The following is a 21,007-nucleotide window of genomic DNA, read 5'->3' on the forward strand; positions in this document are numbered from 1 at the left end:
TTCCGCGCGACGATCAGAATCCGTGCGGTGGCTGGTGCCGGTAGGGATGCTGGGCCTGCGAGCTGACGTAGCCGAAGTCGTCGGCGACCATCGCCGCCAGCTCCAGCAGCGCCCGCCGGGTCGGCTTGCTCACCAGTTCCAGATCGATTTCCGCGCCCTCGGCGAGGTGATCGTCGAACGGCACGACCTGCACCGCGCGGGTGCGATCGAGGAACAGCTTGCGCAGTTGGTCGAGGTCGACGGTGGACGCGCCGCGCCGGGAAGCGTTCACCACCACGACGGTTCGTTCCACCAGCTTGCCGTAGCCGTGGTGGTCGAGCCAGTCCAGCGTGGCCGACGCGCTGCGCGCGCCGTCGATGGCGGGCGAGGTGACCAGCACCAGCGAGCTCGCCATGTCCAGCACGCCCGCCATCGCCGAGTGCATCAAGCCGGTGCCGCAGTCGGTCAGGATGATGTTGTAGAACGACTGCAGAATGCTGATCGCCTTGCGGTAGTCCGCTTCGCTGAACGCCTCGGAGACCGCCGGATCCTGTTCACTGGCGAGCACTTCCAAGCGGCTCGGCGCCTGCGAGGTGTGCGCCCGCACGTCGGAGTACCTGGTGATGTGCTGATCCTCGAGCAGGTTGCGCACGGTGGAGCGGGTCTGCCGTGGCACCCGGTGCGCGAGCGTGCCCAGGTCGGGGTTGGCGTCGATCGCGATGACCCGGTCGCCGCGCTGCGAAGCGAAGGTGGAGCCGAGACCGACCGTGGTGGTGGTCTTCCCGACACCGCCCTTGAGCGAAAGAATCGCGATCCGGTAGTCACCGCGCACCGGCTGGTTCACCCGGTCGGCGAGGTCCTGGTAGACGATGTCGGCCGCCGACTCGCCCGGATTGATCATGCCGCCGGACACCTTGTGCACCGCACGACGCCAGCCGCTGCGCGGCGCCCTGCGGGCGCGCCGGAGCAGATTCAGGTCGTTCACCGAATGTCCCGGCTGGCCGGGCTGCGGCACATGCTGCGGTTGGAACGGCGGTACCGAATGGTGCGGACCCGGCCCGCCTTGCCAGCCCGGCCCCTGCGGTTGCCCGAGCGGCGGCGGAGGCGGCGGTTGATAGGCGGGCGGCGGAGGCTGGTGCGTCACCGGCGGAGGCGGCGGCGCCCAGCTGTAGATCGGGCCGCTGGGCTGATCGAGTTGCGGCGCAGGAGATTCGGGCTGCGCGGAATCCATGGGCACATGCCGGGTCAGGCCGTCGCCGCCGATCTCCTGGCGGTACTCCCCGTAACCGGGATGAGGTCCGTCCGGAGGCGGGGCTATCGGGTGGCTACCGCTATGGCCCGATGGTGGCTGAAAGGTGCCGGTAGTGAACGGCTCTCCTGGAAAGGGCGACGGAGGGGGATACGCGCCCGCGTTCGGCGGGGCGTACGAGCCGTAGGGCTCGGCCGGTCCGGCCTGCGGGGGAGCCCATGCCTGCGCCACCGGGGCGGCTTGCGGGTAGGCCGTGGTCTGCTCCGTCGAGCCGTGCGGCTCGGGCTGTTCGGGTTGGGCGTCCGGCTGGGCCGACCCGGCCGACACGTCGGTTTCCTTCGCTTCCGTGCCGCCGGCCGGCTCGGCCGACGGGTCCTTGGCCGATGACTCCACGTCGCTGACTTCGGCCGTATCCACGGAATGACTCTGCAGCCAGGGTGGAGAGGTCGGATTGTGGTCGTTTGTTGTCACGGTTCCCCCATCTGCTCGGGAGTTCGAGCAGAGAGCTCGGCGCTTGGAGTGCGAATCCAACGCTAGCACGGGGTTCGCTACCCCGTGTCGCGGTAGGCATGCCGGGCTTGGGGAGCCGAATGCCCGCGACAAATGGTCTGTCCCAGCGAGATCGGGCGCCGCGCGGTGGAACCCGCGCGGCGCCCGTCCGCGTACTTGCCGAGATGCGCTGTCAGTGCGCCCGGTTCACCGCCGACACCACCGCGCGCAGCGACGCGGTCGTGATCGAGGTGGCGATGCCGACGCCCCACACCACCTTGTCGCCGATCGCGCACTCCACGTAGGCGGCGGCCTGCGCGTCGTCACCCGCGGACATGGCGTGCTCGGAGTAGTCCAGCACCTCGACGTCGAAACCGACGGCGGCGATCGCGTCGACGAACGCCGCGAGCGGTCCGTTGCCCTTGCCGGTGATCTCCTGCTCGACGCCGTCGACCTTCACCACGGCCACGATCGAGTCGACCCCGCCGTCGGTCTCCGACGCGGTGACCTTCTGGCGCATCCGCTCCAGCGGCCGGATCGGGCTCAGGTACTCCTCGTGGAAGACGTCCCACATCTCCTTGGGCGTCACCTCGCCGCCCTCGCCGTCGGTGATCTTCTGGATCGCCTGGGAGAACTCGATCTGCAGCCGCCTCGGCAACGCCAGCCCGTGGTCGGTCTTCATGATGTAGGCGACGCCGCCCTTGCCGGACTGCGAGTTGACCCGGATGACCGCCTCGTAGGTGCGACCCACGTCCTTCGGGTCGATCGGCAGGTAGGGCACCTCCCAGACGATGTCGTCGACGTCCGCCTCGGCGGCGTCGGCCGCGGTCTTCATCGCGTCCAGACCCTTGTTGATGGCGTCCTGGTGGCTGCCGGAGAACGCGGTGTAGACCAGGTCGCCGCCGTACGGGTGCCGCTCGTGCACCGGCAACTGGTTGCAGTACTCGACGGTGCGGCGGACCTCATCGATGTCGGAGAAGTTGATCTGCGGATCGACGCCGCGGGAGAACAGGTTCATCCCCAGCGTGACCAGGCACACGTTGCCGGTGCGCTCGCCGTTGCCGAACAGGCAGCCCTCGATCCGGTCGGCGCCGGCCTGGTAGCCCAGCTCGGCGGCGGCCACGGCGGTGCCGCGGTCGTTGTGCGGGTGCAGCGACAGCACGATCGCCTCGCGGCGGGCCAAGTTGCGGCTCATCCACTCGATCGAGTCGGCGTAGACGTTCGGAGTCGCCATCTCCACGGTGGCGGGCAGGTTGATGATCAGCGGCTTCTCCGGCGTCGGGGCGATGATCGCCGAGACCGCGTCGCAGACATCCTTGGCGTACTCCAGCTCCGTGCCGGTGTAGGACTCCGGGCTGTACTCGTAACGCCAATTGGTGTCCGGGTAGCGCTGCTCGATCTCCAGGCACAACGCGGCGGCGTCGGTGGCGATCTTCTTGACCGCGTCGCGGTCGGCGCGGAAGACCACCTTGCGCTGCAGGATCGAGGTGGAGTTGTAGAAGTGCACGATGACGTTCTGCGCGCCCGCGCAGGCTTCGAACGTGCGCTCGATCAGCTCCGGGCGGCACTGGGTGAGCACCTGAATGGTGACGTCGTCGGGGATCGCGCCGTCCTCGATGATCTCGCGGACGAAGTCGAAATCGGTCTGGCTGGCCGAGGGGAAGCCGACCTCGATCTCCTTGTAACCCATCCGCACCAGCAGGTCGAACATGCGGCGCTTGCGGGCCGGGCTCATCGGGTCGATCAACGCTTGGTTGCCGTCGCGCAGGTCGACCGCGCACCAGCCGGGCGCCCGGTCGATGACCTTGTCCGGCCAGGTGCGGTCGGGCAGCGTGATCGGCTCGACCTCCTCGGCGAAGGGCCGGTAACGGAACGTCGGCATCGAGGAGTTCTTCTGTTTGTTCCAGCCGGGCTGGTCGGCGGGGGCTGGTCTGCTCGGCGCGGTGATGGTGCGCGCGCCGGACACAAATGCGTCAGCAGGGGACATGGGCGGTTCTCCCGAGGATGTCGTTTTTCCCAATGGGGCTGGTCGACCGGCGCGGCAAAACCCCGCGACGGGAGCCGGTCCGATCAGACCCCGTCGCGGCGGTCGAGAAGAAGTGCCCGCTGCATGATGTCCGCGAGTTTACCGTGCGGAGATACTGCCGGGAAGGGTGGTCCCGTCGTCGGGTGATCCGACGACCCCGCTACCGTTCGGTCCGGCAGTGAACCACGCTTGTACGGGCCCAGGGTCCGACGGGACGTCGAAGGATTGGCAATGACCTGGCTGGAGCAACTGGCCGTCTTCGGTGCGGGCATCGCGGCGGGCGGCATCAATACGATCGTCGGCTCCGGCACGCTGATCACCTTTCCCGTTCTGCTCGCGTTCGGCCTGCCGCCGGTGACCGCGAATGTGTCCAACACCATCGGTCTGGTCCCCGGCTCGATCAGTGGCGTGCACGGATACCGCCGCGAACTGGCGGGGCAGCGCGAGCGGCTGCTGCGGTTGGGCACCGCCTCGCTGCTCGGCGGCATCACCGGTGCGGTGCTGCTGTTGGTGCTGCCCGCCGAAGCGTTCAAGGCGATCGTGCCCATTCTGATCATGGTGGCATTGGTGCTGGTCGTCGTGCAGCCACGGCTGGCGAGCTGGGTCAAGCGCCGCCGGGAGAACGACGGCGCCCCGGTGCCGGAGCACGGGGGGCCCATCCTGCTCGCCGCGGTTTACGCCGCCGGTGTCTACGGCGGGTACTTCGGGGCCGCGCAAGGCGTGCTGCTGATCGGGTTGCTCGGCGTTTTCGTGCACGACGACATCCAGCGCCTCAACGGGGCGAAGAACGTGCTCGCCCTGATCGTGAACGCGGTCTCCGCGCTGATCTTCATCGTCGTTGCGGACGTGGACTGGCGCGCGGTGGTGCTGATCGCGCTCGGCTCGATCATCGGCGGGCAACTCGGCGCGCGGTTGGGCAGGCGGATGCCGCCGACCTTGCTGCGGGCGGTCATCGTCGTGGTCGGACTGATCGCGGTGATCCGTTTGGTGACGTCCTAGAGCCGGATGTCAATCCTCAGGGTGACGACGGCCACCGGGCACGGAGCCCAGGATGAATGCCGTGCCTAGCTGGAGAATCGTCATCGTCGCCGCGCTCGCCGCGCTGCTGCCCGTGGTGAGCGGCTGCGGCGGCCCGCCGAGCCGACACGAGTCGGCGGTCGCGGACCTGGTCGCCCAGGCCGACGCCGCGCCGACGCCCCGGCTGGAGTGGGCGGGGTGCGCGGAGCCGGAGCTGAGCCGGTTCCAGTGCGCGACCGCGCAAGTTCCGGTGGACTACGCGCACCCCGACGGCCCGACCCTCGGGCTGGCGGTGGTGCGTCAGCAGGCCGCCGACCCGCAGCGGCGGATCGGCACGCTGTTCTCCGCCGTCGGCGGTCCCGGAGGCTCGGGGCTGCGCTGGGCGGCGAAGGGAGAACTGTTAGGCGGCGAACTCGCGCGCCGCTTCGACGTGGTCACCTTCGACCAGCGCGGCGTCGGCCGCAGCGGGCAGGTGCGGTGTTTCGCGGACACCGAGCAGCAGCGGCGGTTCTGGTCCGGCGCCCCGCTGCCGCCCGTGCGTCCGGAGCAGGAGCGCGCGGCCGACGCGGCGAGCCGCGAGCTGGCCGCCGGTTGCGCGGCGCACGGCGGCGCGTTGCTCGGGCACCTGACCACCGTCGACGCGGCGCGCGACCTGGACCTGCTGCGCCGGGCCGTCGGCGACCCCCAGCTGACCTATGAAGGCGGTTCCTACGCGAGCTACCTGGGCCAGATGTACGGCGCGCTGTTCGGCGATCGGGTGCGCGCCCTGCACCTGGCGTCGATGATCGACCCGGACGCCTACACCAACGACACGCGCAGCGCCATCGAGACCACCGCGGCCGGGACCGAGGAAGTGCTCGATGAATTCCTGCGGTTGTGCGCGGACGCGGGCCGGGAGCGCTGTGCCTTCGCGGCGCCGGACGGCGGCGCGGGTGATCCCGGCCGCTCCACTGACCTTCGCGCTCGCAATGACGCTGTGCTGCAACGTCTTCGCGACGCGCCGCTGGTGGTGGGGGCCGGGGAGCGAGCGCGCACGGTCACCTACGCCGAGGCGCTGTCGTCGCATGCGCTGTTGTTGTACGACCCGGACGAGGGTTGGCCCGCCTTGGCTCAACTGCTCGCCGAACTGGAGCGCGGCCCGTCGGGCGATCCCGACACGGTCGGCCGGATCCTCTCGGCCACAACGCAACCGTATGACTTCCTCGACTCGTTCACGGCGATCTCCTGTGCGGACAACAACTTTCCCCGTGACTCGTCCCAATGGCCTTCGCTTGCAAAGGATCTGGCGCGTGTCAGCTCTACTTACGGCCCGCTCTGGCTGTGGCTGCACCAGGCCTGCGCCTCTTGGCCGTCGCCGCCCGAGGGGTATGCCCAGCGATACGCCGGGCCGTGGATCCTGCGATCGGACACCCCAGCCGTGCTGGTGAACAACCGATTCGACCCGGTCACCCCGCTCAGCGCCGCGCGGCGCGCGCAGCGGGAACTGGTGAACGCACGGTTGGTCGTCGTCGAAGGCGGCTACGGGCACGCTGTGCTCGGCGAATGCACACGCAAACTGCGCGAGCGCTATCTCGTCGACTTGCAACTGCCCGCCCCGGGAGCGACCTGTCGCGCGGACGAGCTGCCGTTCGAGCGATAGCGAAAACGGATATCTGTTCACAAATCGGGAATACCGGTAATCTGCGCACGCTAAGCCTGATGATGGAAGGTGACCGGTGCGTAGACGTGCCTTGTTCAAGGCGGCTGGCACGGCCGCCCTGCTCGGTGCTGTGGGATCGATGACGGGGACCGGTGCGGCGTCCGCGGATCCGATGTGGGAGGCCCTGTTCCACGCTTGGGTTCCGGAGATCTTCGCCCCGATTCCCGACCCGCCGGAGCACTCGCCCGCGATCGTCGTCGGCTCGGGCTTCGGCGCCGCGGTGTCCGCGTTGCGCCTGGCCGAGGCCGGGGTGGCCACCACCGTGCTGGAGCGCGGTTCGCGCTGGCCGAACGACCCGTGGCGGGAGATCTTCACCGGCGACGACCTCCCCGACGGTCGCGGCTTCTGGCACCGCACCAACTTCACCGGCGTCACCAAGGTGCCGATGCATTTCGCCAGTTTCGGCGGCGTGCTGGACTGCACCGAGTATCCGGGCATCGACGTCTGGCGCGCGGCTGCCGTCGGCGGCGGTTCGGTGATCTTCAGCGGCGCCATGATCGCCCCGGAGCGTCGCTTCTTCGACCACGTCTTCGGTGGCGGCGTCGACTACGGCGAGATGGAGCGCGTCTACTACCCGCGCGTGCGCCAGATGTTGCGGCTGAGCCCGATGCCGGCGGACATCTACAACTCCTCGCCGTTCGCGCACTCCCGCGCCTGGGACGACCAGGTGCGCAAGGCAGGCTATCAACCCCAGGCCAACGACTCGATTTTCAACTGGGACATCCTGCGCGCCGAATTAGCCGGAGCGTCAAGGGCTTCCGCGACGGCGGCCAGGAGCAATCTGGGCAACTCCAACGGCGCCAAGTTCGACCTGAATCAGAACTACCTGGCATACGCACAGGGCACCGGCCGGTGCGGAGTCTTCCCCGGCCACCGAGTCGACGCCATCGCGCAGGAATCCGGCGGCCGCTACGCGGTCACCGTGGCGAAGCTGTCGCCGACCGGTGACGTGTTGTCCACCCGCACCCTCACCTGTGATCGGCTCTTCCTCGGCGCCGGGTCGATCGGTACCTCCGAACTGCTGGTCCGTGCGCAGGCCACCGGCGCGCTACCGAACCTGAACGAACACGTCGGCGACGGGTGGGGCACCAACGGTGACGTGGTCCTGGCTCGCGGGGCCAGCGCGCTGGCCGGTCAGGGGCAAGGCGTGCCGAGCGCGAGCCGGATCTTCGACGAGTCCGCCGTGCCGCTGACCCTGGAGAGCTGGTACATCCCCGGCATCCCGTTCGAGACCGGCGCGCTCGCCTCGCTCGGCATGGTGCTCGACTCGACCCGCACCCGGTTCGGCTACGACCGGGCCACGAACCGAGTCGGGCTGAGCTGGTCGGTCAAGAACCGGGACGAGACGGTCGCGCTGGCCCGCGCGGTCGACCACCGGATCGCCGAACGCGCGGACGCCCTCGTCGAGTACAGCGCCCTCGGCTACGACGCGAACGCGCTGTTCACCGCGCATCCACTCGGTGGGGCGGTGCTCGGGCGCGCCACCGACGGCTACGGCCGGGTGCACGGTCACCCCGGCCTCTACGTGATGGACGGCGCCGCGATACCCGGCAGCACCGGAACGGTCAACCCGTCGCTGACCATCGCCGCGCTGGCCGAACGCAATATCGAGGCGATCGTTCGCACCGGTCGCTGAAATCCGCCTGCGCCGGGCGAAGCGTTCGCCCGGCGTCCTTCCCGGGGGTATCGCCAACCGTGCCGAGCGTGCTTTCCGCGTACTAATGTCGGCGGCACCGTTCGGCGTCGAAGGGAACCGCAGTGTCCGCTCCCAGCTCGGGTATCGAGAGCTCCTCCGTCGAGCGATACGGTCTGCGGGACGCGCCGGAGCCACAGGACTATCCGCGCAAGCCGCCCATGCTCTGGACCGATTTCCTGATGCTGGCGCTGGCCATCGTGTCCGTGGCGCTGGTCGCCTGGATCACCTTCTTCCCGGTCTCCGGGCACACCTACCACGTGGTCGTGGTCGTCGACTGGACGTTGTGCGGGGTGTTCGCGATCGAGTTCCTGTGGCGCTGGCGCCGCGCGGGCTGGCCGTGGACCTTCCCGTTCATCTATTGGTACGAGGTCGTCGGCATGATCCCGGTGACCAGCCCGTTCTTCCGCGGCTTCCGATTGTTGCGGGTCGTGGTGATCGGCGTCCGGCTGGCCCGGGTGGCCGACCGGGTGTTCGGCGACCGGGTGACCGCCGCGGTGGTGAACCGGTTCGTGGCGACCATCGTCGACACCATCCGCCGTCCGATGACGATCGCGGTGATGGACGAGGTGGCCGAGGTGCTGCGCACCGGCCACTACACCCGCAACATCGCGGCCGCCCTGGAGGAGAACCGCGCCGAACTGGACGAGATGATCGTGGAATTGATCAAGAAGGACCCGCAGGCGGGACGGGTGCGCTACATCCCGTTCCACGACGAGATCATCCGGCTGATCGCCGACACCACGTTCCGCATCGTGTTCCAGGTGCTGGAGGATCCGCGCACCGACGAACTCGTCGCGGACGTGCTGCGGGAGAACATCGATCAGATCCGCGACGCGGTTCGCGACGGTGTGCGGGTGCCGCCGTCCGCGTACGGGCCCACGCCCGACGAGGACTGCGTGCGGCATCGGCTCAATCAGGTACCGCGTGCCTGATCGCGTCCCGCGGCTGTGCCAAACGCACGGTCTCCCAAGCGATCAGCGCGACCATGACGCCGCACAGCAGGGCCAGCGAAGCCAGCGCGGGCAAGGCGCAGGCCAACGGGATGAGCGCCAGCAGCACCACGATGGCGACCACGCGCGGCGCCGTGACGGTGCGCGTGGCGTAGTGCTTGAAACCCACCAGCGCGATCAGATACAGCACGACGCCGCCGTAGAGGGCGTAGAGCGGAATTCCGTACAGCGCGTCCTTCAAAGTGTGGTGTGCGGAATCCCCGACGTAGTACAGGACCTTCTTCAGCCCCAGCGACAGCGCGATGATCCCGACGATCATCGGGAAATGCCAGAAGGTGTAGGACGCCTGCGCGATCTTGATCTGCCGCTTGCCCTCGGCGTGGACCAGTTCGTGCTCCACCGCCAGGGCCGCGACGTCGAAATACGCCCACCACAGCAGACCGGAAATGGCGAGGCCGAGCAGCGAGCCGAGCGCGATCGGCCAGGAGATCGGCAGGCCGGCCACCCCGATACCGATCGAGACGATCGATTCACCGAGCGCGACGATGATGATCAGCCCGTATCGCTCGACGAAATGGGTGGCCGAATTCAACCGCCAATCGGTGCCCGCGAACAGTGTCCAGAGGTAGTCGCCCGCGATCGCGGCTATCCACAGCGCGATCTGCACGCGACCGGTGGTCATGGCGGCGACGACGAGCAATGTGGTGCCGAGGGTGATCGACCCGAGCGCCCAGCGCAGCAGCTGGCCGCGCAATTGCGCATCCTCGGAACTGGCCAGCCAGAACATCCCGAAATGCACCAACCGCACGATCAGGTACGCGACGGCGAAGACCAGCGGACCGAACCATCCTCCGGCCAGATCTCGGAACGCCTCCGGGATGGTGAGCGCGGCGAGGAAGGCGCCGCCCATCGCGGCGAACATCGCGACCCGCGCGATGCCCTCGTCGGCGCGGACCACGTTGCCGAGCCAGGAATAGGCGATCCACAGCCACCACATCACCGCGAGCACCAGCAGCCCGCGCAGCATGTTCTTCGCGCTGGTCTCCTCCGCGACCAAGCCGGTGACCATGGTGAACGCGAAGACGAGCACCAGGTCGAAGAACAACTCGAGCTGGGTCACCGACGCGCCTTCGGCCATCGGCTGGAACCGCACCCGTTTGGAACCGATCATGCGCTCATCGTCGCACCCCGGCCGATTCCGCGCCGGTCCGCTGCTTCGCCCGGCGGCCGATTTCGCGCAGAGCGCAGCCGTCCGCGCTATACGGGTTGATAGGTCTCCGTTTCGGGGAACCGCTCGGCGAAATCTATGAAGCACTCCACGACCACCTCGTTGGCCTTGCGGAAAGTGCGTTTGAGCAGAAATCCGGGAACCGGGAGGGGCAGATAGAGCTCGACGTGGTACCAGACGTGCGTGCCGTCGACGCTGTCGGTCACCTCGAAAAAACCGCCGCCCCGCACGCCCCTGGTGCTGTCGGCGACGATCCAGGAGGACCGGTCGTCGGTCCAATCATATTCCAGCACTTGCAAATCCGAGCTGCCGAGCAGCTCCGCCTTGAGGAAGACCCGCCGGGGTCTGCGTCGTGCGTCGCGGGTCGCGACCCGGACGTCGCTGTAGGACGACGACCATTCCGGAAGCGCTTCGACGTCGGTCAGGGCGTCCATGACCTGTCCGGGATCGGTGTCGACGAAGAATCGGATATCCGTTTTGGTGCGCATGGCATACCTCCGACACCCGGATGGACAAGTCCGGCCGATTGTCTCCGTGATTTGTCCGGTTCGTCAACCTGACTGTGCCAGACCACATCTCGGTTACCGGGATAACGTGCCGTTATCTGCTCGAGATCGGCGATCGGGCAACCGCCGGAACAACTTCCGTCCGGAAGGACGGGCTCGGCCGAGGTTCGCGCGCCTACGATCGGATCCGAATGGGCGCCGGGATCCGGCGCCTTCGGTACGGGCGGGAGGATGTCATGAAATACGCCGAACTGCTGGCGCAGGCGCGCGACGCGATCACGGTGCGCCGGGTTTACGGCGACCCCTACGAATCCGGCGGCGCGATAGTCATTCCCGCCGCCTCGGTCGGGGGTGGCGGTGGTGGCGGCGGCGGTACCGGGAACAGCGCCGACGGGGACGGCTCCGGCGAAGGCGTGGCGTTCGGTGTAGGCGCCAAGCCGGTCGGCGCTTACGTGCTGCGCGATGGTCGGCTGACCTGGCATCCGGCCGTCGACGTCAACGCGATCATCGAGACGGCGGGCAAGGTGCTGATCGCGGCCATCCTGGCTTTCGCGCTGGCCCGGCGCGCCAAACGAAGCGCCTGAGCGAGGCGGGCGCAGTTCCCCGTCGGTGAGCGCCGGGCCGGGCGCGGGCGAGGCCGCCCAGCGCTCGGTCCGGCGCGGCGGTCATTCCGACGTGGCGGGCTCGACGATCGCGTCGGGCCCTGGATACACCAGTGACTCGTGACCGTCGGAGAAGCGCACCACGTAGGGCGGCGTCCCGTCCGGCCCGCGGACCTCGATGATCTCGGCCAGGTGATCCACTTCTCCCACCACGTGTCCGTGCACGCAGAGTCGATCTCCTACATGTGCGATCATCGCCCCATTATCGAACGGAGTGCTGCGCGTCACAACCACTCAGCGAAGGCGCACGGGATCCGATCACGGTCATCCGCGCTCATCACACGGTCGACCGCGGCTTCGATCAGTGCCCGGCTCCGCTCCGTGGTGACCACGGCGGACCGCTCGGCAGTTGAAAGAACTCCGCTTGTAGTACTACGTGTCAAGCGCTGCGGCGGAGTCCCCCCGGGACGCTGCCCACGCCCGCGCGGCCACACGTCGGCCCGGCGGAGTCGGGCCGGGTCATCACGCCGGGGATGGGCTTGTCCGGGCCGCGGTCTGCCCCGGACATTCGTCGCCTCGGCCGGAGGGGCCCGGTCAGCTCGCGTCGGTGAGGAACGACAGCCGCACCTGCCGGTCCGGGTTGTCGACATTGAGATCGACCAGCGCGATCGACTGCCAAGTACCAAGGGCGAGCTTTCCGCCGAGTACCGGAACGGTCGCGTAGGGCGGGATGAGGGCGGGCATCACGTGCGAACGCCCGTGTCCGCGCGAGCCGTGCGCGTGCCGCCACCGGTCGTCGGCGGGCAGGAGATCACGCAGCGCGGCCAGCAGATCGTCGTCGCTGCGCGCGCCGAGTTCCATGATCGCGATTCCGGCCGTGGCATGCGGCACGAAGACGTGCAGCAGCCCGTCACCGCCCGCTTCTCGCGCGAATGTCGCGCACTGCGGCGTGATGTCCTGTACCACTTCACTGTGGCCCGTTCTCACCTCGAGCAGCGTGCTCTTCATGCGCCCATCGTCCCCCATCCGCGGCGGCCCGCGCGGCGCGATCGGGATCGGATGCGGCTGTGTGCTTTTCCACAAGCCGGGTAGGTAGCGGCAAAACCGCTGGCCCCGGCCGGTACCCTGGATGACTGTTACCAGTTTGTTGTCGATCTTGGAGGACCCTGTCGTGGCTCTCGTGGTTCAGAAGTACGGAGGATCCTCGGTAGCGACCGCCGAGCGGATCCGGCGCGTCGCTGAACGGATCGTGGAGACCAAGAAGCAAGGCCACGACGTGGTGGTGGTCTGCTCCGCCATGGGTGACACCACCGACGAGCTGCTCGATCTCGCTCAGCAGGTGGCGCCGTCGCCGCCTGCCCGCGAGATGGACATGCTGCTCACCTCGGGTGAGCGCATCTCCAACGCGCTGGTCGCCATGGCCATCCACTCCCTCGGCGCGGAGGCCCGCTCGTTCACCGGCTCGCAGGCGGGCGTGATCACGACGGGCGCGCACGGCAACGCGAAGATCATCGACGTGACCCCCGGCCGCGTCCGCGACGCACTGGACGAGGGCCTCGTGGTGCTGGTCGCAGGCTTCCAGGGCGTGAGCCAGGACAGCAGGGACGTCACCACGCTGGGCCGCGGTGGCTCCGACACCACGGCGGTCGCGCTGGCCGCCGCGCTGGACGCGGACGTCTGCGAGATCTACACCGACGTGGACGGCGTCTTCACCGCCGACCCGCGGATCGTGCCCGACGCGCAGCGGCTCGAGCAGGTCTCCTACGAGGAGATGCTGGAACTGGCGGCCTGCGGGGCCAAGGTGCTGATGCTGCGCTGCGTCGAATACGCCCGCCGCTACAACGTGCCCGTGCATGTGCGCTCGTCCTACACCGACAAGCAGGGCACCTACGTTTACGGATCGATGGAGGACATCCCCTTGGAGCAAGCAATCCTCACTGGCGTCGCGCACGACCGCAGCGAGGCCAAGGTGACCGTGGTCGGCCTGCCGGACGAACCGGGCTACGCCGCCAAGGTGTTCCGCGCCGTGGCCGACGCGGAGATCAACATCGACATGGTCCTGCAGAACATCTCGAAGGTCGAGACGGGCAAGACCGACATCACTTTCACGCTGCCGAAGACCGAGGGCGCCCGCGCGGTCGAGATGCTGACCAAGCGCCAGTCCGAGATCGGTTTCTCCCAGGTGCTCTACGACGACCACATCGGCAAGGTGTCGCTGGTCGGCGCGGGCATGAAGAGCCATCCCGGCGTCACCGCCACGTTCTGTGAGGCGCTGGCCAAGGCGGGCGTCAACATCGATCTCATCTCCACCTCCGAGATCCGGATCTCCGTGCTGGTCAAGGACACCGAGCTGGACGAGGCGGTCAAGGTGCTGCACAGGGCGTTCGACCTGGGCGGCGACGAGGTCGCGGTGGTCCACGCGGGAACGGGGCGATAGGTCATGGGTATTCGCGTAGGAGTCGTCGGCGCGACCGGGCAGGTCGGCGCCGTGATGCGGAAACTGCTGGAGGAGCGCAACTTCCCGGCCGACGAGGTGCGGTTCTTCGCCTCGGCTCGTTCGGCGGGCAAGACGCTGCCCTGGCGCGGCCGCGAGATCGTCGTCGAGGACACCGAGACCGCCGATCCGTCCGGCTTGGACATCGCCTTGTTCTCCGCGGGCGCCACCATGTCCCGCGTGCAGGCGCCGCGCTTCGCCGCCGCGGGCGTCACGGTGATCGACAACTCCTCGGCGTGGCGCAAGGATCCCGAGGTCCCGCTAGTGGTCAGCGAGGTCAACCCGGAGCAGGCGCGCAACCTGGTCAAGGGCATCATCGCCAACCCGAACTGCACCACGATGGCCGCCATGCCGGTGCTCAAGCCGCTGCACGACATCGCCGGTCTGCGCCGCTTGATCGTCTCCAGCTACCAGGCGGTCTCCGGCAGCGGACTGGCCGGTGTCGAAGAGCTGGCGAGCCAGGCCCGCGCGGTGATCGATGACGCCGAGAAGCTGACCCACGACGGCCGCGCCGTCGACTTCCCCGCGCCGAACAAGTACGTCGCGCCGATCGCGTTCAACGTGCTTCCGCTCGCCGGTTCGCTGGTCGACGACGGCTCTGGCGAGACCGACGAGGACCAGAAGCTGCGCAACGAGAGCCGCAAGATCCTCGGCATCCCGGATCTCGCGGTGAGCGGCACCTGCGTGCGCGTGCCGGTCTTCACCGGCCACTCGCTCTCGGTGAACGCCGAATTCGCCGAGCCGCTCTCGGTCGAGCACGCCAAGGAGATCCTGGCCAAGGCTCCCGGCGTGAAGCTGGTCGACGTGCCTACCCCGCTCGCCGCGGCGGGCGTCGACGATTCGCTCGTCGGCCGCATCCGCCAGGACCCTGGCGTGCCGGACGGTCGCGGGCTAGCGCTGTTCATCTCCGGCGACAACCTGCGAAAGGGCGCTGCGCTCAACACCATTCAGATTGCCGAGGTACTGCTCAGCGACCGCTGAGACGTTTCTCGATCGAACGGGCCGTGGACTTTCCGCGGCCCGTTCGTCGTTTCCCGCATTCGCGCGACCGCGCCCAGCGTGGATGATGCTGCCGGTGCGGTGGGCGGCTTCATGTCGCTGGTATCCGCGCTGTCCTGGTCGGCCGATCGAGCGGCCTGCCGGAGGCGCTTCGGCGACGGATCAGCGGGCCCGCAGTCCGTCGAAGACGACGGCGAAGGCGCGTTCGCGCTGCGCTGGAGTAGCGGCGGTGCCGTGGGTGGCGAGGAAGGCGCCCTTGATGAGGCGCATCAGGTCCTCGACCTCGATGTCGGTGCGCACGCCGCCCGCCTCCTGCGCGCGGGTGAGCAGCGTGCCGATGGCCGAATTCAGTTCGTGCACCGGCCGGAGATATTCCGGGGCGTCCTGCCCGCCTACGGCATCGGCGAGATCACGCTTGACGCTGCCCTCCGCCACGAGCCGGGCCAAGAAGTCGAAGAACGCGGTCACCGGTTCCGCGGCGTCGGCCGATTCCCTTGCCAGCGCGATGATCCGGTCGACCCGATCCACGATCGCCGCCTCGAACAGCGCTTCCTTGGTGGGGAAGTGTCGGTAGACGGTGCCCGCGCCTACGCCGGCCCGCCGCGCGATCTCGTCCAGCGGCACCGAGAGTCCTTCCGCCGCGAACGCTTCCTGCGCGGCTGCCAGGACCCGCTCGCGGTTACGGCGAGCGTCGGCGCGCAGCGGTCGGCGCTCGGGTTCGGTCACGAGGACCGAGTCTACTGTTGACAAACGGGGCGCTCGTTCCGAAAATAAGCGGGTCCTGCGTTCCGCTTATCTGGAGGTTTGTGATGGCTGCTGATTCGTCCGTGCGAAGCCCGCGCGAGTTGATCGAGCGGTTGTTCGGTGAGCTACCGGCCCGTGACCCCGATGCGTTCGTCGCGCTGCTCGCTCCCGACGCGGTGTTCGAAATCCCGTTCGCGATCCCCGGCCACCCGACCCACTTGGAGGGCCGCGAAGCGATCCGCGAGCACCTGGCGCAACGATGGTCGGGCCTGTCCGGAATCGAAGTGCACGCGATCCACCCGCAGGTCTACGAGACCACCGATCCCGAAGTGCTGCTCGTGGAGAACGAGGTCGACATGACCATTCCTGGATCCGGCCGCGCCCGAAGGCGCACCTCCGTCAACGTCGTCCGGGTCCGCGACGGCCAAGTGGTGCTCTTCCGCGACTACATGGACACCGCCCGCTTCGCCCGCCTGGCCGCGGACTGAACTCGCGCTCGGCAGAACGGCGCTGTCTGCGCGTCCAAGCTCGTGGGCGACCGTCGGGCTGGTGGTACCATATGTCGTACTACTGGCTGGAGGAATCATGGCTGCTGCGATTACTGCGAGCGAGGCGCGTAAAAACCTGTTTCCTTTGGTCCGGAAGGTCAACGAAGATCACGACACGATCGAGATCGTGTCGAAAGGGGGGAACGCGGTGTTGATGTCCAAAGAGGACTACGACTCGCTGATGACGACCGTGGAGCTGCTGAGCGGGCGTGACGGGGCGCGCCTACGCCGATCGATTCAAGAACTCGAGGGCGGTGGCGGCGTCGAACGCGACCTCATCGAATGAAGGTCGTATTCTCTGAATCCGCGTGGGAGGAATACTCGGCGTGGTCGCAGCGTGACCGTCTCGTGCTGAAAAAGGCCAATGTGCTGATCCAAGCCATTCTTTCCGACCCATTCGACGGCATCGGTAAGCCTGAGCCCCTGAAGCACGACCTGGCGGGGTATTGGTCACGCCGGATCACGCAGGAGCACCGCATCGTTTACCGAGTCGTCGACGATGCGGTCTGGATCGCCAAGGTCGGCAAGCATTACGACTGATGTCGGCATGCGCGCCGAAAAGGCCTCGCTCGGCGCGGGGCGGGGCTGTTAGCCTGCGCCGATGGCGAATCCTCATCCTCACGTGTATCTCGGCGACCGGATCGTCGCGGCCGAAGCGGCCACGGTGGGCGTCGCATCGTCGGCGGTGTTGTACGGACTCAGCGTCTACACCGTGTTCCCGGTGCACGTCGATGGGGCAGCGCGTACGGCGTTTCGTTTGGACGACCATTTCCGTCGGCTCGAGGAGTCCTGCAAGATCATCGGGATCGATCGATTCGCGCAGGAGTGGGATTACGCGCGTTTCCGTGCGGCCGTCGTGGAGTTGATCGCCGCGAATGCTCCGCGTGAGGACGTTTTCGTGCGTGCGACGGTGCACGTGGTCGAGTCCATTCCGGGCACGCGGGTGCGGGGCTGCGCCATTCGGGTCAGCATCTTCGTCTACGACGCGGTGCCCATCGTGCCGCAGGACGGTATGCGCCTGAAATCCAGTCCGTGGCGGCGCATTCCGGACAACGCGATTCCCTCCCGCGCGAAAGTCAACGGCGCGTACGTGAACTCGGTGCTGGCCAAGCAGGACGCGATCGACAGCGGCTACGACGACTGTGTCTTCCTCGACGGCAACGGGCACGTCTGCGAACTCAGCGCGGCGAACATCTTCCTGGTCCGCAACGGCACGTTGATCACGCCCGACGTCTCCTGCGACATCCTCGACGGCATCAACCGCAGGACCGTTCTCACCTTGGCGGCGGAGGACGGCATCCCGGTGGTGGAACGCACCGTGGATCTCACCGAGTTGTACATCGCCGACGAAGTGTTCGTCACCGGCACATCATCCGGTGCCGCGCCGGTCGTCGAGGTGGACGGCCGCCTGGTCGCCGAGGGCGTCCCCGGCCCGATCTCCCAGGCGCTGCGCAAACGCCACCATGCGGCATTGCGCACCGACGACGTGCACGGCTGGGTCACGGATCTGTCCGCGACCAGGTAGCGGCTCGTTCAGCGGATGGCCGGGGTGCGCGGGTCGGGTCCCAGGCAGACCAGGATGGCGCAGCCCGGCGGGACGTCCGCGAACGGCGGATCCAGCGGGTGGCTCAGGCAAGCGAAGACGTTGCAGCCCGGATAGGCGGCGGGACCGAGGCCGAATACCGCGATCAGGATGTCCGTGTCGACGAAACGGCGTGGGTCCAGCCGCAGCGGCGGCTCGACGTACGGTCCCGGGTCGGGTACCGGCCGGTCGTAGAACGCGTCGAACACTTTGCGGAAGAACTCGTAGGGCAATTCCTGGGTGTTCTGCACGACTCCGGACACGCCCTGGCTGCTGACGTTCCCGAAGACGCCGGTCCACACCACGGTGAGGTCGAGGCTGGGTATGACGAAGACGTTCTGCATGCCGAGGCCGGCCATCGCGTACACGTCGTGGGGCAGGAAGTCGGCGATTTCGGCGCAACCGCCACCGAGCCAGAACAGGTAGCCGTAGCACGCGTTCGTGGGTGAGGGCGTGCGCGCCTTGCGCAGGTAGTCGCGGGAGACGATCTGCTGCGCTCCCCAGTGCCCGTCGTTGCTCACCAGGAGTCCGAGCTTCGCGAAATCGTTCGGCGGGATCATCAAGTGCGCGTAGCCGTAGGTGTGCCCGGATCGGTCCTGAGCCCAGTAATAGTCCCCGCGAGGAATTCCGAGCGGATCGAACAGTTCGCGCTGCGCGAAATCTTGCAGAGGTTCGCCGACGGCCAGCTCCAGCACGTAGGCCAAGAGATCGACATTGCGCTGGCTGTAGGTGAAGACGGTGCCCGGCGGGTTGTCCAGCGGCACGCCCAGCGCCTGCACCGCGCTGTCCGGGTCGACCGGGATCACGCCGGTGACGCCCTCGGTCAGCACGCCGACCCGCATGCCCGAGGTCTCGGTGAGCAGATTCTCGACGGTGATCGACCGGTGCTCCGCATCACCGAGCCCGGCGGGCAGATAGCGGTCGATGGGCGCGTGGAGATCGAGTTTTCCTTGGTCCCATCCGATTCCGGCGAGCAGCGAGACGACGCTCTTGGTCGCACTCCAGATATTCCACGCCACGTTGCCGGTCTGGTCGTTCGTCGGTCCCTCGCCGATGAGGCAGTTGTGCCGGAACACCTGCACATTGAAGCGGTTTCGGCCGTTCGCGAAGGTCAGCGCATCCCGCAGTTTCGCGGAATCCAAACCGACTTGTTCGGGTGCCGCCCGCTCCAGATCGCGCCCCGAGGTGACCGCGCACCGCACCTCGTCGCCGGTCGCGGCGGCCGCGCCTCCGGCGAAGACGTTGCCCGCCACCAGCGAAACCGCCGCGATTCCCGCCAGGAATCCACCGAAACGCCCCATGTGCAAAAGGCTAGCGCCCTTTGGCCTGTTCACGCGGTAAACAGGCGGGGAACTGGACATCTGATCTTCGCAACGAGACGCTGACGGGACAGGGGCGCTTGCCGGGTCGGTGCCGGACAGATGGGGCGCGGCACAAGCGGAGCCTGCCGAGCCGGGCGCGAGGAGCCGTTGTCGGTCGGATGGCTCGGTCGACTGCGTCGCGTCTCTCCGGTCGGCAAGCTATCGGTAGGGGACTGGCATATCGCGCCATTCGCCATGGTTGGGCGACGACGGCCCGCTGTGCGGCCGTTTCGGCGGTGGTGCTCACCCGATGTCTACAGCGCAAGGCCAAGGGAGGTCGGCGGGCCAGTCGAGCGGCTCGGTGGACGGCCCGATCTTCAGCGGTAGCGCTTGCCCGGCACATACAGCGCCGCGCCGACGAGGAGCGCGCCGAGCCCGGAGAGAACGGAGCCGAGGGGCAGCGCGAATCCGACGACGACGCACCCCACCGCGCCGACCACGGGAATCCACCGGGGCGGCCGATTCTCCTCGACGGTCAGTGTGGCGGCGGAGAGGTTGGCGATCAAGTAGTAGAAGAGCACCGTGAACGAGGAGAACCCGATGGCCGCGCGTACATCGAAGAGCGCGGCGACCACGGCGACGATCGCGCCGACCACCAGTTCGGCGCGGTGCGGCACCCCGAACCGCGGATGCACGGCGGCGAGCGCCCCCGGCAGATAGCGGTCCCGCGCCATGGCCAGCATCGTGCGGGATACGCCGAGGATCAGGGCGAGCAGCGATCCGGCCGCCGCGAGCACCGCGCCGATTCGCACCACCGGCGCGGCAGCGGGAACGCCCGCCGCGCTGACCATTCGCGCCAGCGGGTCGGCCGCCTCGGCTAGTCCGGCGGAGCCGAGCACGCTCAGCGTCGCGACCGCGACCAGCGTGTAGACCGCGAGCGCGAGTGCGAGCGCGATCATGATGGCGCGGGGGATGGTGCGTTGCGGTTCGCGCACCTCCTCACCGAGCGTGGCGATGCGTGCGTACCCAGCGAACGCGAAGAACAGCAGTCCCGCCGCCGTGAGCACGTCGCGCGGACCGACCCGGCCGGGCAAGGCGGTTGCCGCCGAATGCGTTCCGAACAGCCCGATCACGACCACCACGGCGAGCACCGCGAGCACTACCGCGACGAGCACCCGAGTCGCGAACGCCGACTTCTGCACGCCCGTGTAATTGATCGCGGTGATCGCCACCACCGCGCCCACCGCCACGGCGTGCGCCCGCTCGGGCCAGGCATAGCTACCGACCGTCAGCGCCATCGCCGCACAAGAGGCCGTCTTCCCTACGACGAACCCCCACCCCGCGAGATATCCCCAGAACGGTCCGAGCCGCTCCCGCCCATACACATAGGTGCCGCCGGAAACGGGGTATCGCGCCGCCAGCCGCGCGGACGACGTCGCGTTGCAATACGCCAGCACCGCCGCCACCGCGAGCGCCACCAGCAACCAACTCCCAGCCGACGCGGCCGCAGGCGCGAGCGCCGCGAATATCCCCGCACCCACCATCGCCCCCAACCCGATGACCACCGAATCGGCGAGCCCGAGCCGTCGACGCAAAACCCCATCTCGCGACGCCATCACCGCATCCTCCCTCACCACCCCCGCCCTCGCAGCGCGACTCCGCGAGTGGCACATGGTCGCGGCAGAACGCGAGAAGCCCGCACAACCATGTCCCACTCGTGGGGTGGAGACCGCTGGAAGCGACAGCGCCGCCAGGTCGGAATGACCTGGCGGCGCTGTGGGCTGGGACACCGTGCTGGTGTCTGTAACCGTCGACGCCCCACAAGCGCCTCTCGGCGGGTGGTCGCTCGTAGCGACAAAGGGTGCGGCCCGGGGCTGTCCGGACGCCGACGGTGGGTG

Annotated in this window: 20 protein-coding genes; 11 read left to right on the plus strand and 9 right to left on the minus strand. The window is 68.3% G+C overall.

Going from position 1 to position 21,007, the window contains the following annotated elements; all coding sequences use genetic code 11:
• Positions 1-13 precede the first annotated feature (13 nt).
• Both ACL03I_RS31375 and leuA read right to left on the minus strand, forming a co-directional pair.
• Positions 14-1,645 (minus strand): MinD/ParA family ATP-binding protein, encoded by a 1,632-nt coding sequence (locus tag ACL03I_RS31375; RefSeq protein WP_412807646.1) that lies wholly within the window; start codon positions 1,643-1,645, stop codon positions 14-16.
• Between the two features lie 265 nt (positions 1,646-1,910).
• Complete coding sequence (gene leuA, locus ACL03I_RS31380) at positions 1,911-3,704, minus strand: 2-isopropylmalate synthase (RefSeq protein WP_355078711.1); 1,794 nt, start codon at positions 3,702-3,704, stop codon at positions 1,911-1,913.
• Between the two features lie 270 nt (positions 3,705-3,974).
• On the opposite strand from leuA, the gene ACL03I_RS31385 reads away from it, so the two are divergent.
• The 4 genes from ACL03I_RS31385 to ACL03I_RS31400 all read left to right on the plus strand — a co-directional run bounded on the left by ACL03I_RS31385 (position 3,975) and on the right by ACL03I_RS31400 (position 9,087).
• A complete protein-coding gene (locus ACL03I_RS31385; protein WP_412807647.1) occupies positions 3,975-4,742 on the plus strand; it encodes a sulfite exporter TauE/SafE family protein in 768 nt (255 codons plus the stop codon).
• Between the two features lie 52 nt (positions 4,743-4,794).
• Positions 4,795-6,399, plus strand: coding sequence for an alpha/beta hydrolase (locus tag ACL03I_RS31390; protein WP_412807648.1), 1,605 nt, complete (start codon positions 4,795-4,797; stop codon positions 6,397-6,399).
• Positions 6,400-6,475: 76 nt separating this feature from the next.
• Positions 6,476-8,095 carry a GMC oxidoreductase gene (locus ACL03I_RS31395; protein ID WP_355078708.1) on the plus strand — a complete coding sequence of 540 codons (1,620 nt, stop codon included), beginning with the start codon at positions 6,476-6,478 and terminating at the stop codon, positions 8,093-8,095.
• 122 nt (positions 8,096-8,217) lie between these two features.
• On the plus strand, positions 8,218-9,087 hold the full coding sequence (locus ACL03I_RS31400; RefSeq protein ID WP_355078707.1) for an ion transporter: 870 nt from the start codon (positions 8,218-8,220) through the stop codon (positions 9,085-9,087).
• Here ACL03I_RS31400 and ACL03I_RS31405 read toward each other — a convergent pair.
• Positions 9,065-10,276, minus strand: a complete 1,212-nt coding sequence (locus ACL03I_RS31405) for a low temperature requirement protein A (RefSeq protein WP_356963438.1) — start codon at positions 10,274-10,276, stop codon at positions 9,065-9,067. The two genes, ACL03I_RS31400 and ACL03I_RS31405, sit on opposite strands and share 23 nt — an antisense overlap.
• 86 nt (positions 10,277-10,362) lie before the next feature.
• Positions 10,363-10,821, minus strand: coding sequence for an SRPBCC family protein (locus ACL03I_RS31410; RefSeq protein ID WP_355078705.1), 459 nt, complete (start codon positions 10,819-10,821; stop codon positions 10,363-10,365).
• 254 nt (positions 10,822-11,075) lie between these two features.
• Here ACL03I_RS31410 and ACL03I_RS31415 point away from each other — a divergent pair, with 254 nt between their 5' ends.
• Complete coding sequence (locus tag ACL03I_RS31415) at positions 11,076-11,423, plus strand: sporulation protein (RefSeq protein ID WP_355078704.1); 348 nt, start codon at positions 11,076-11,078, stop codon at positions 11,421-11,423.
• A gap of 81 nt (positions 11,424-11,504) precedes the next feature.
• Here the strand turns inward: ACL03I_RS31415 and ACL03I_RS31420 are convergent, their stop codons facing one another.
• Positions 11,505-11,696, minus strand: coding sequence for a DUF1918 domain-containing protein (locus ACL03I_RS31420; protein ID WP_039794508.1), 192 nt, complete (start codon positions 11,694-11,696; stop codon positions 11,505-11,507).
• 339 nt (positions 11,697-12,035) lie between these two features.
• Positions 12,036-12,449 (minus strand): secondary thiamine-phosphate synthase enzyme YjbQ, encoded by a 414-nt coding sequence (locus tag ACL03I_RS31425; protein ID WP_355078703.1) that lies wholly within the window; start codon positions 12,447-12,449, stop codon positions 12,036-12,038.
• Positions 12,450-12,612: 163 nt separating this feature from the next.
• Here ACL03I_RS31425 and ACL03I_RS31430 point away from each other — a divergent pair, with 163 nt between their 5' ends.
• Together ACL03I_RS31430 and ACL03I_RS31435 are read left to right on the plus strand one after the other, a co-directional pair.
• A complete protein-coding gene (locus ACL03I_RS31430) occupies positions 12,613-13,878 on the plus strand; it encodes an aspartate kinase (RefSeq protein WP_356963440.1) in 1,266 nt (421 codons plus the stop codon).
• A gap of 3 nt (positions 13,879-13,881) precedes the next feature.
• Positions 13,882-14,916, plus strand: coding sequence for an aspartate-semialdehyde dehydrogenase (locus ACL03I_RS31435; protein WP_355078701.1), 1,035 nt, complete (start codon positions 13,882-13,884; stop codon positions 14,914-14,916).
• Between the two features lie 180 nt (positions 14,917-15,096).
• On the opposite strand, the gene ACL03I_RS31440 is transcribed toward ACL03I_RS31435, so the two are convergent.
• Entirely contained in the window at positions 15,097-15,660 is a 564-nt protein-coding gene (locus ACL03I_RS31440; RefSeq protein ID WP_355078700.1) for a TetR/AcrR family transcriptional regulator, read from the minus strand.
• Between the two features lie 83 nt (positions 15,661-15,743).
• Between ACL03I_RS31440 and ACL03I_RS31445 the strand changes: the two genes are divergently transcribed.
• From ACL03I_RS31445 to ACL03I_RS31460, 4 genes are all read left to right on the plus strand, one after another.
• A complete protein-coding gene (locus tag ACL03I_RS31445) occupies positions 15,744-16,166 on the plus strand; it encodes a nuclear transport factor 2 family protein (RefSeq protein ID WP_412807649.1) in 423 nt (140 codons plus the stop codon).
• A gap of 97 nt (positions 16,167-16,263) precedes the next feature.
• Entirely contained in the window at positions 16,264-16,512 is a 249-nt protein-coding gene (locus ACL03I_RS31450; RefSeq protein ID WP_043718282.1) for a type II toxin-antitoxin system Phd/YefM family antitoxin, read from the plus strand.
• Positions 16,509-16,766: a Txe/YoeB family addiction module toxin gene (locus tag ACL03I_RS31455; protein ID WP_355078698.1), complete on the plus strand. Its 258-nt coding sequence runs from the start codon at positions 16,509-16,511 to the stop codon at positions 16,764-16,766. The genes ACL03I_RS31450 and ACL03I_RS31455 overlap by 4 nt, the downstream gene beginning before the upstream one ends.
• A 61-nt stretch (positions 16,767-16,827) precedes the next feature.
• Entirely contained in the window at positions 16,828-17,751 is a 924-nt protein-coding gene (locus tag ACL03I_RS31460; RefSeq protein ID WP_355078697.1) for an aminotransferase class IV, read from the plus strand.
• A gap of 8 nt (positions 17,752-17,759) precedes the next feature.
• Here the strand turns inward: ACL03I_RS31460 and ACL03I_RS31465 are convergent, their stop codons facing one another.
• Positions 17,760-19,109, minus strand: coding sequence for a serine hydrolase domain-containing protein (locus ACL03I_RS31465; RefSeq protein WP_355078696.1), 1,350 nt, complete (start codon positions 19,107-19,109; stop codon positions 17,760-17,762).
• A gap of 377 nt (positions 19,110-19,486) precedes the next feature.
• A complete protein-coding gene (locus ACL03I_RS31470) occupies positions 19,487-20,725 on the minus strand; it encodes an APC family permease (RefSeq protein ID WP_412807650.1) in 1,239 nt (412 codons plus the stop codon).
• Positions 20,726-21,007: the final 282 nt, after the last annotated feature.

Origin of the sequence: Nocardia sichangensis (assembly GCF_047200615.1) — a bacterium.
GTDB lineage: Bacteria > Actinomycetota > Actinomycetes > Mycobacteriales > Mycobacteriaceae > Nocardia > Nocardia sichangensis.

What these genes read in the sequence shown, in the direction of transcription:
- ACL03I_RS31390 (WP_412807648.1), top strand. Translation starts at nt 4,795, where the DNA reads ATGAATGCCGTGCCTAGCTGGAGAATCGTCATCGTCGCCGCGCTCGCC.
- ACL03I_RS31415 (WP_355078704.1), top strand. Translation starts at nt 11,076, where the DNA reads ATGAAATACGCCGAACTGCTGGCGCAGGCGCGCGACGCGATCACGGTG.
- ACL03I_RS31455 (WP_355078698.1), top strand. Translation starts at nt 16,509, where the DNA reads ATGAAGGTCGTATTCTCTGAATCCGCGTGGGAGGAATACTCGGCGTGG.
- ACL03I_RS31405 (WP_356963438.1), bottom strand. Translation starts at nt 10,276, where the DNA reads ATGATCGGTTCCAAACGGGTGCGGTTCCAGCCGATGGCCGAAGGCGCG.
- ACL03I_RS31465 (WP_355078696.1), bottom strand. Translation starts at nt 19,109, where the DNA reads ATGGGGCGTTTCGGTGGATTCCTGGCGGGAATCGCGGCGGTTTCGCTG.
- ACL03I_RS31445 (WP_412807649.1), top strand. Translation starts at nt 15,744, where the DNA reads ATGGCTGCTGATTCGTCCGTGCGAAGCCCGCGCGAGTTGATCGAGCGG.
- ACL03I_RS31450 (WP_043718282.1), top strand. Translation starts at nt 16,264, where the DNA reads ATGGCTGCTGCGATTACTGCGAGCGAGGCGCGTAAAAACCTGTTTCCT.
- leuA (WP_355078711.1), bottom strand. Translation starts at nt 3,704, where the DNA reads ATGTCCCCTGCTGACGCATTTGTGTCCGGCGCGCGCACCATCACCGCG.
- ACL03I_RS31385 (WP_412807647.1), top strand. Translation starts at nt 3,975, where the DNA reads ATGACCTGGCTGGAGCAACTGGCCGTCTTCGGTGCGGGCATCGCGGCG.
- ACL03I_RS31410 (WP_355078705.1), bottom strand. Translation starts at nt 10,821, where the DNA reads ATGCGCACCAAAACGGATATCCGATTCTTCGTCGACACCGATCCCGGA.
- ACL03I_RS31435 (WP_355078701.1), top strand. Translation starts at nt 13,882, where the DNA reads ATGGGTATTCGCGTAGGAGTCGTCGGCGCGACCGGGCAGGTCGGCGCC.
- ACL03I_RS31470 (WP_412807650.1), bottom strand. Translation starts at nt 20,725, where the DNA reads ATGGCGTCGCGAGATGGGGTTTTGCGTCGACGGCTCGGGCTCGCCGAT.
- ACL03I_RS31425 (WP_355078703.1), bottom strand. Translation starts at nt 12,449, where the DNA reads ATGAAGAGCACGCTGCTCGAGGTGAGAACGGGCCACAGTGAAGTGGTA.
- ACL03I_RS31460 (WP_355078697.1), top strand. Translation starts at nt 16,828, where the DNA reads ATGGCGAATCCTCATCCTCACGTGTATCTCGGCGACCGGATCGTCGCG.
- ACL03I_RS31420 (WP_039794508.1), bottom strand. Translation starts at nt 11,696, where the DNA reads ATGATCGCACATGTAGGAGATCGACTCTGCGTGCACGGACACGTGGTG.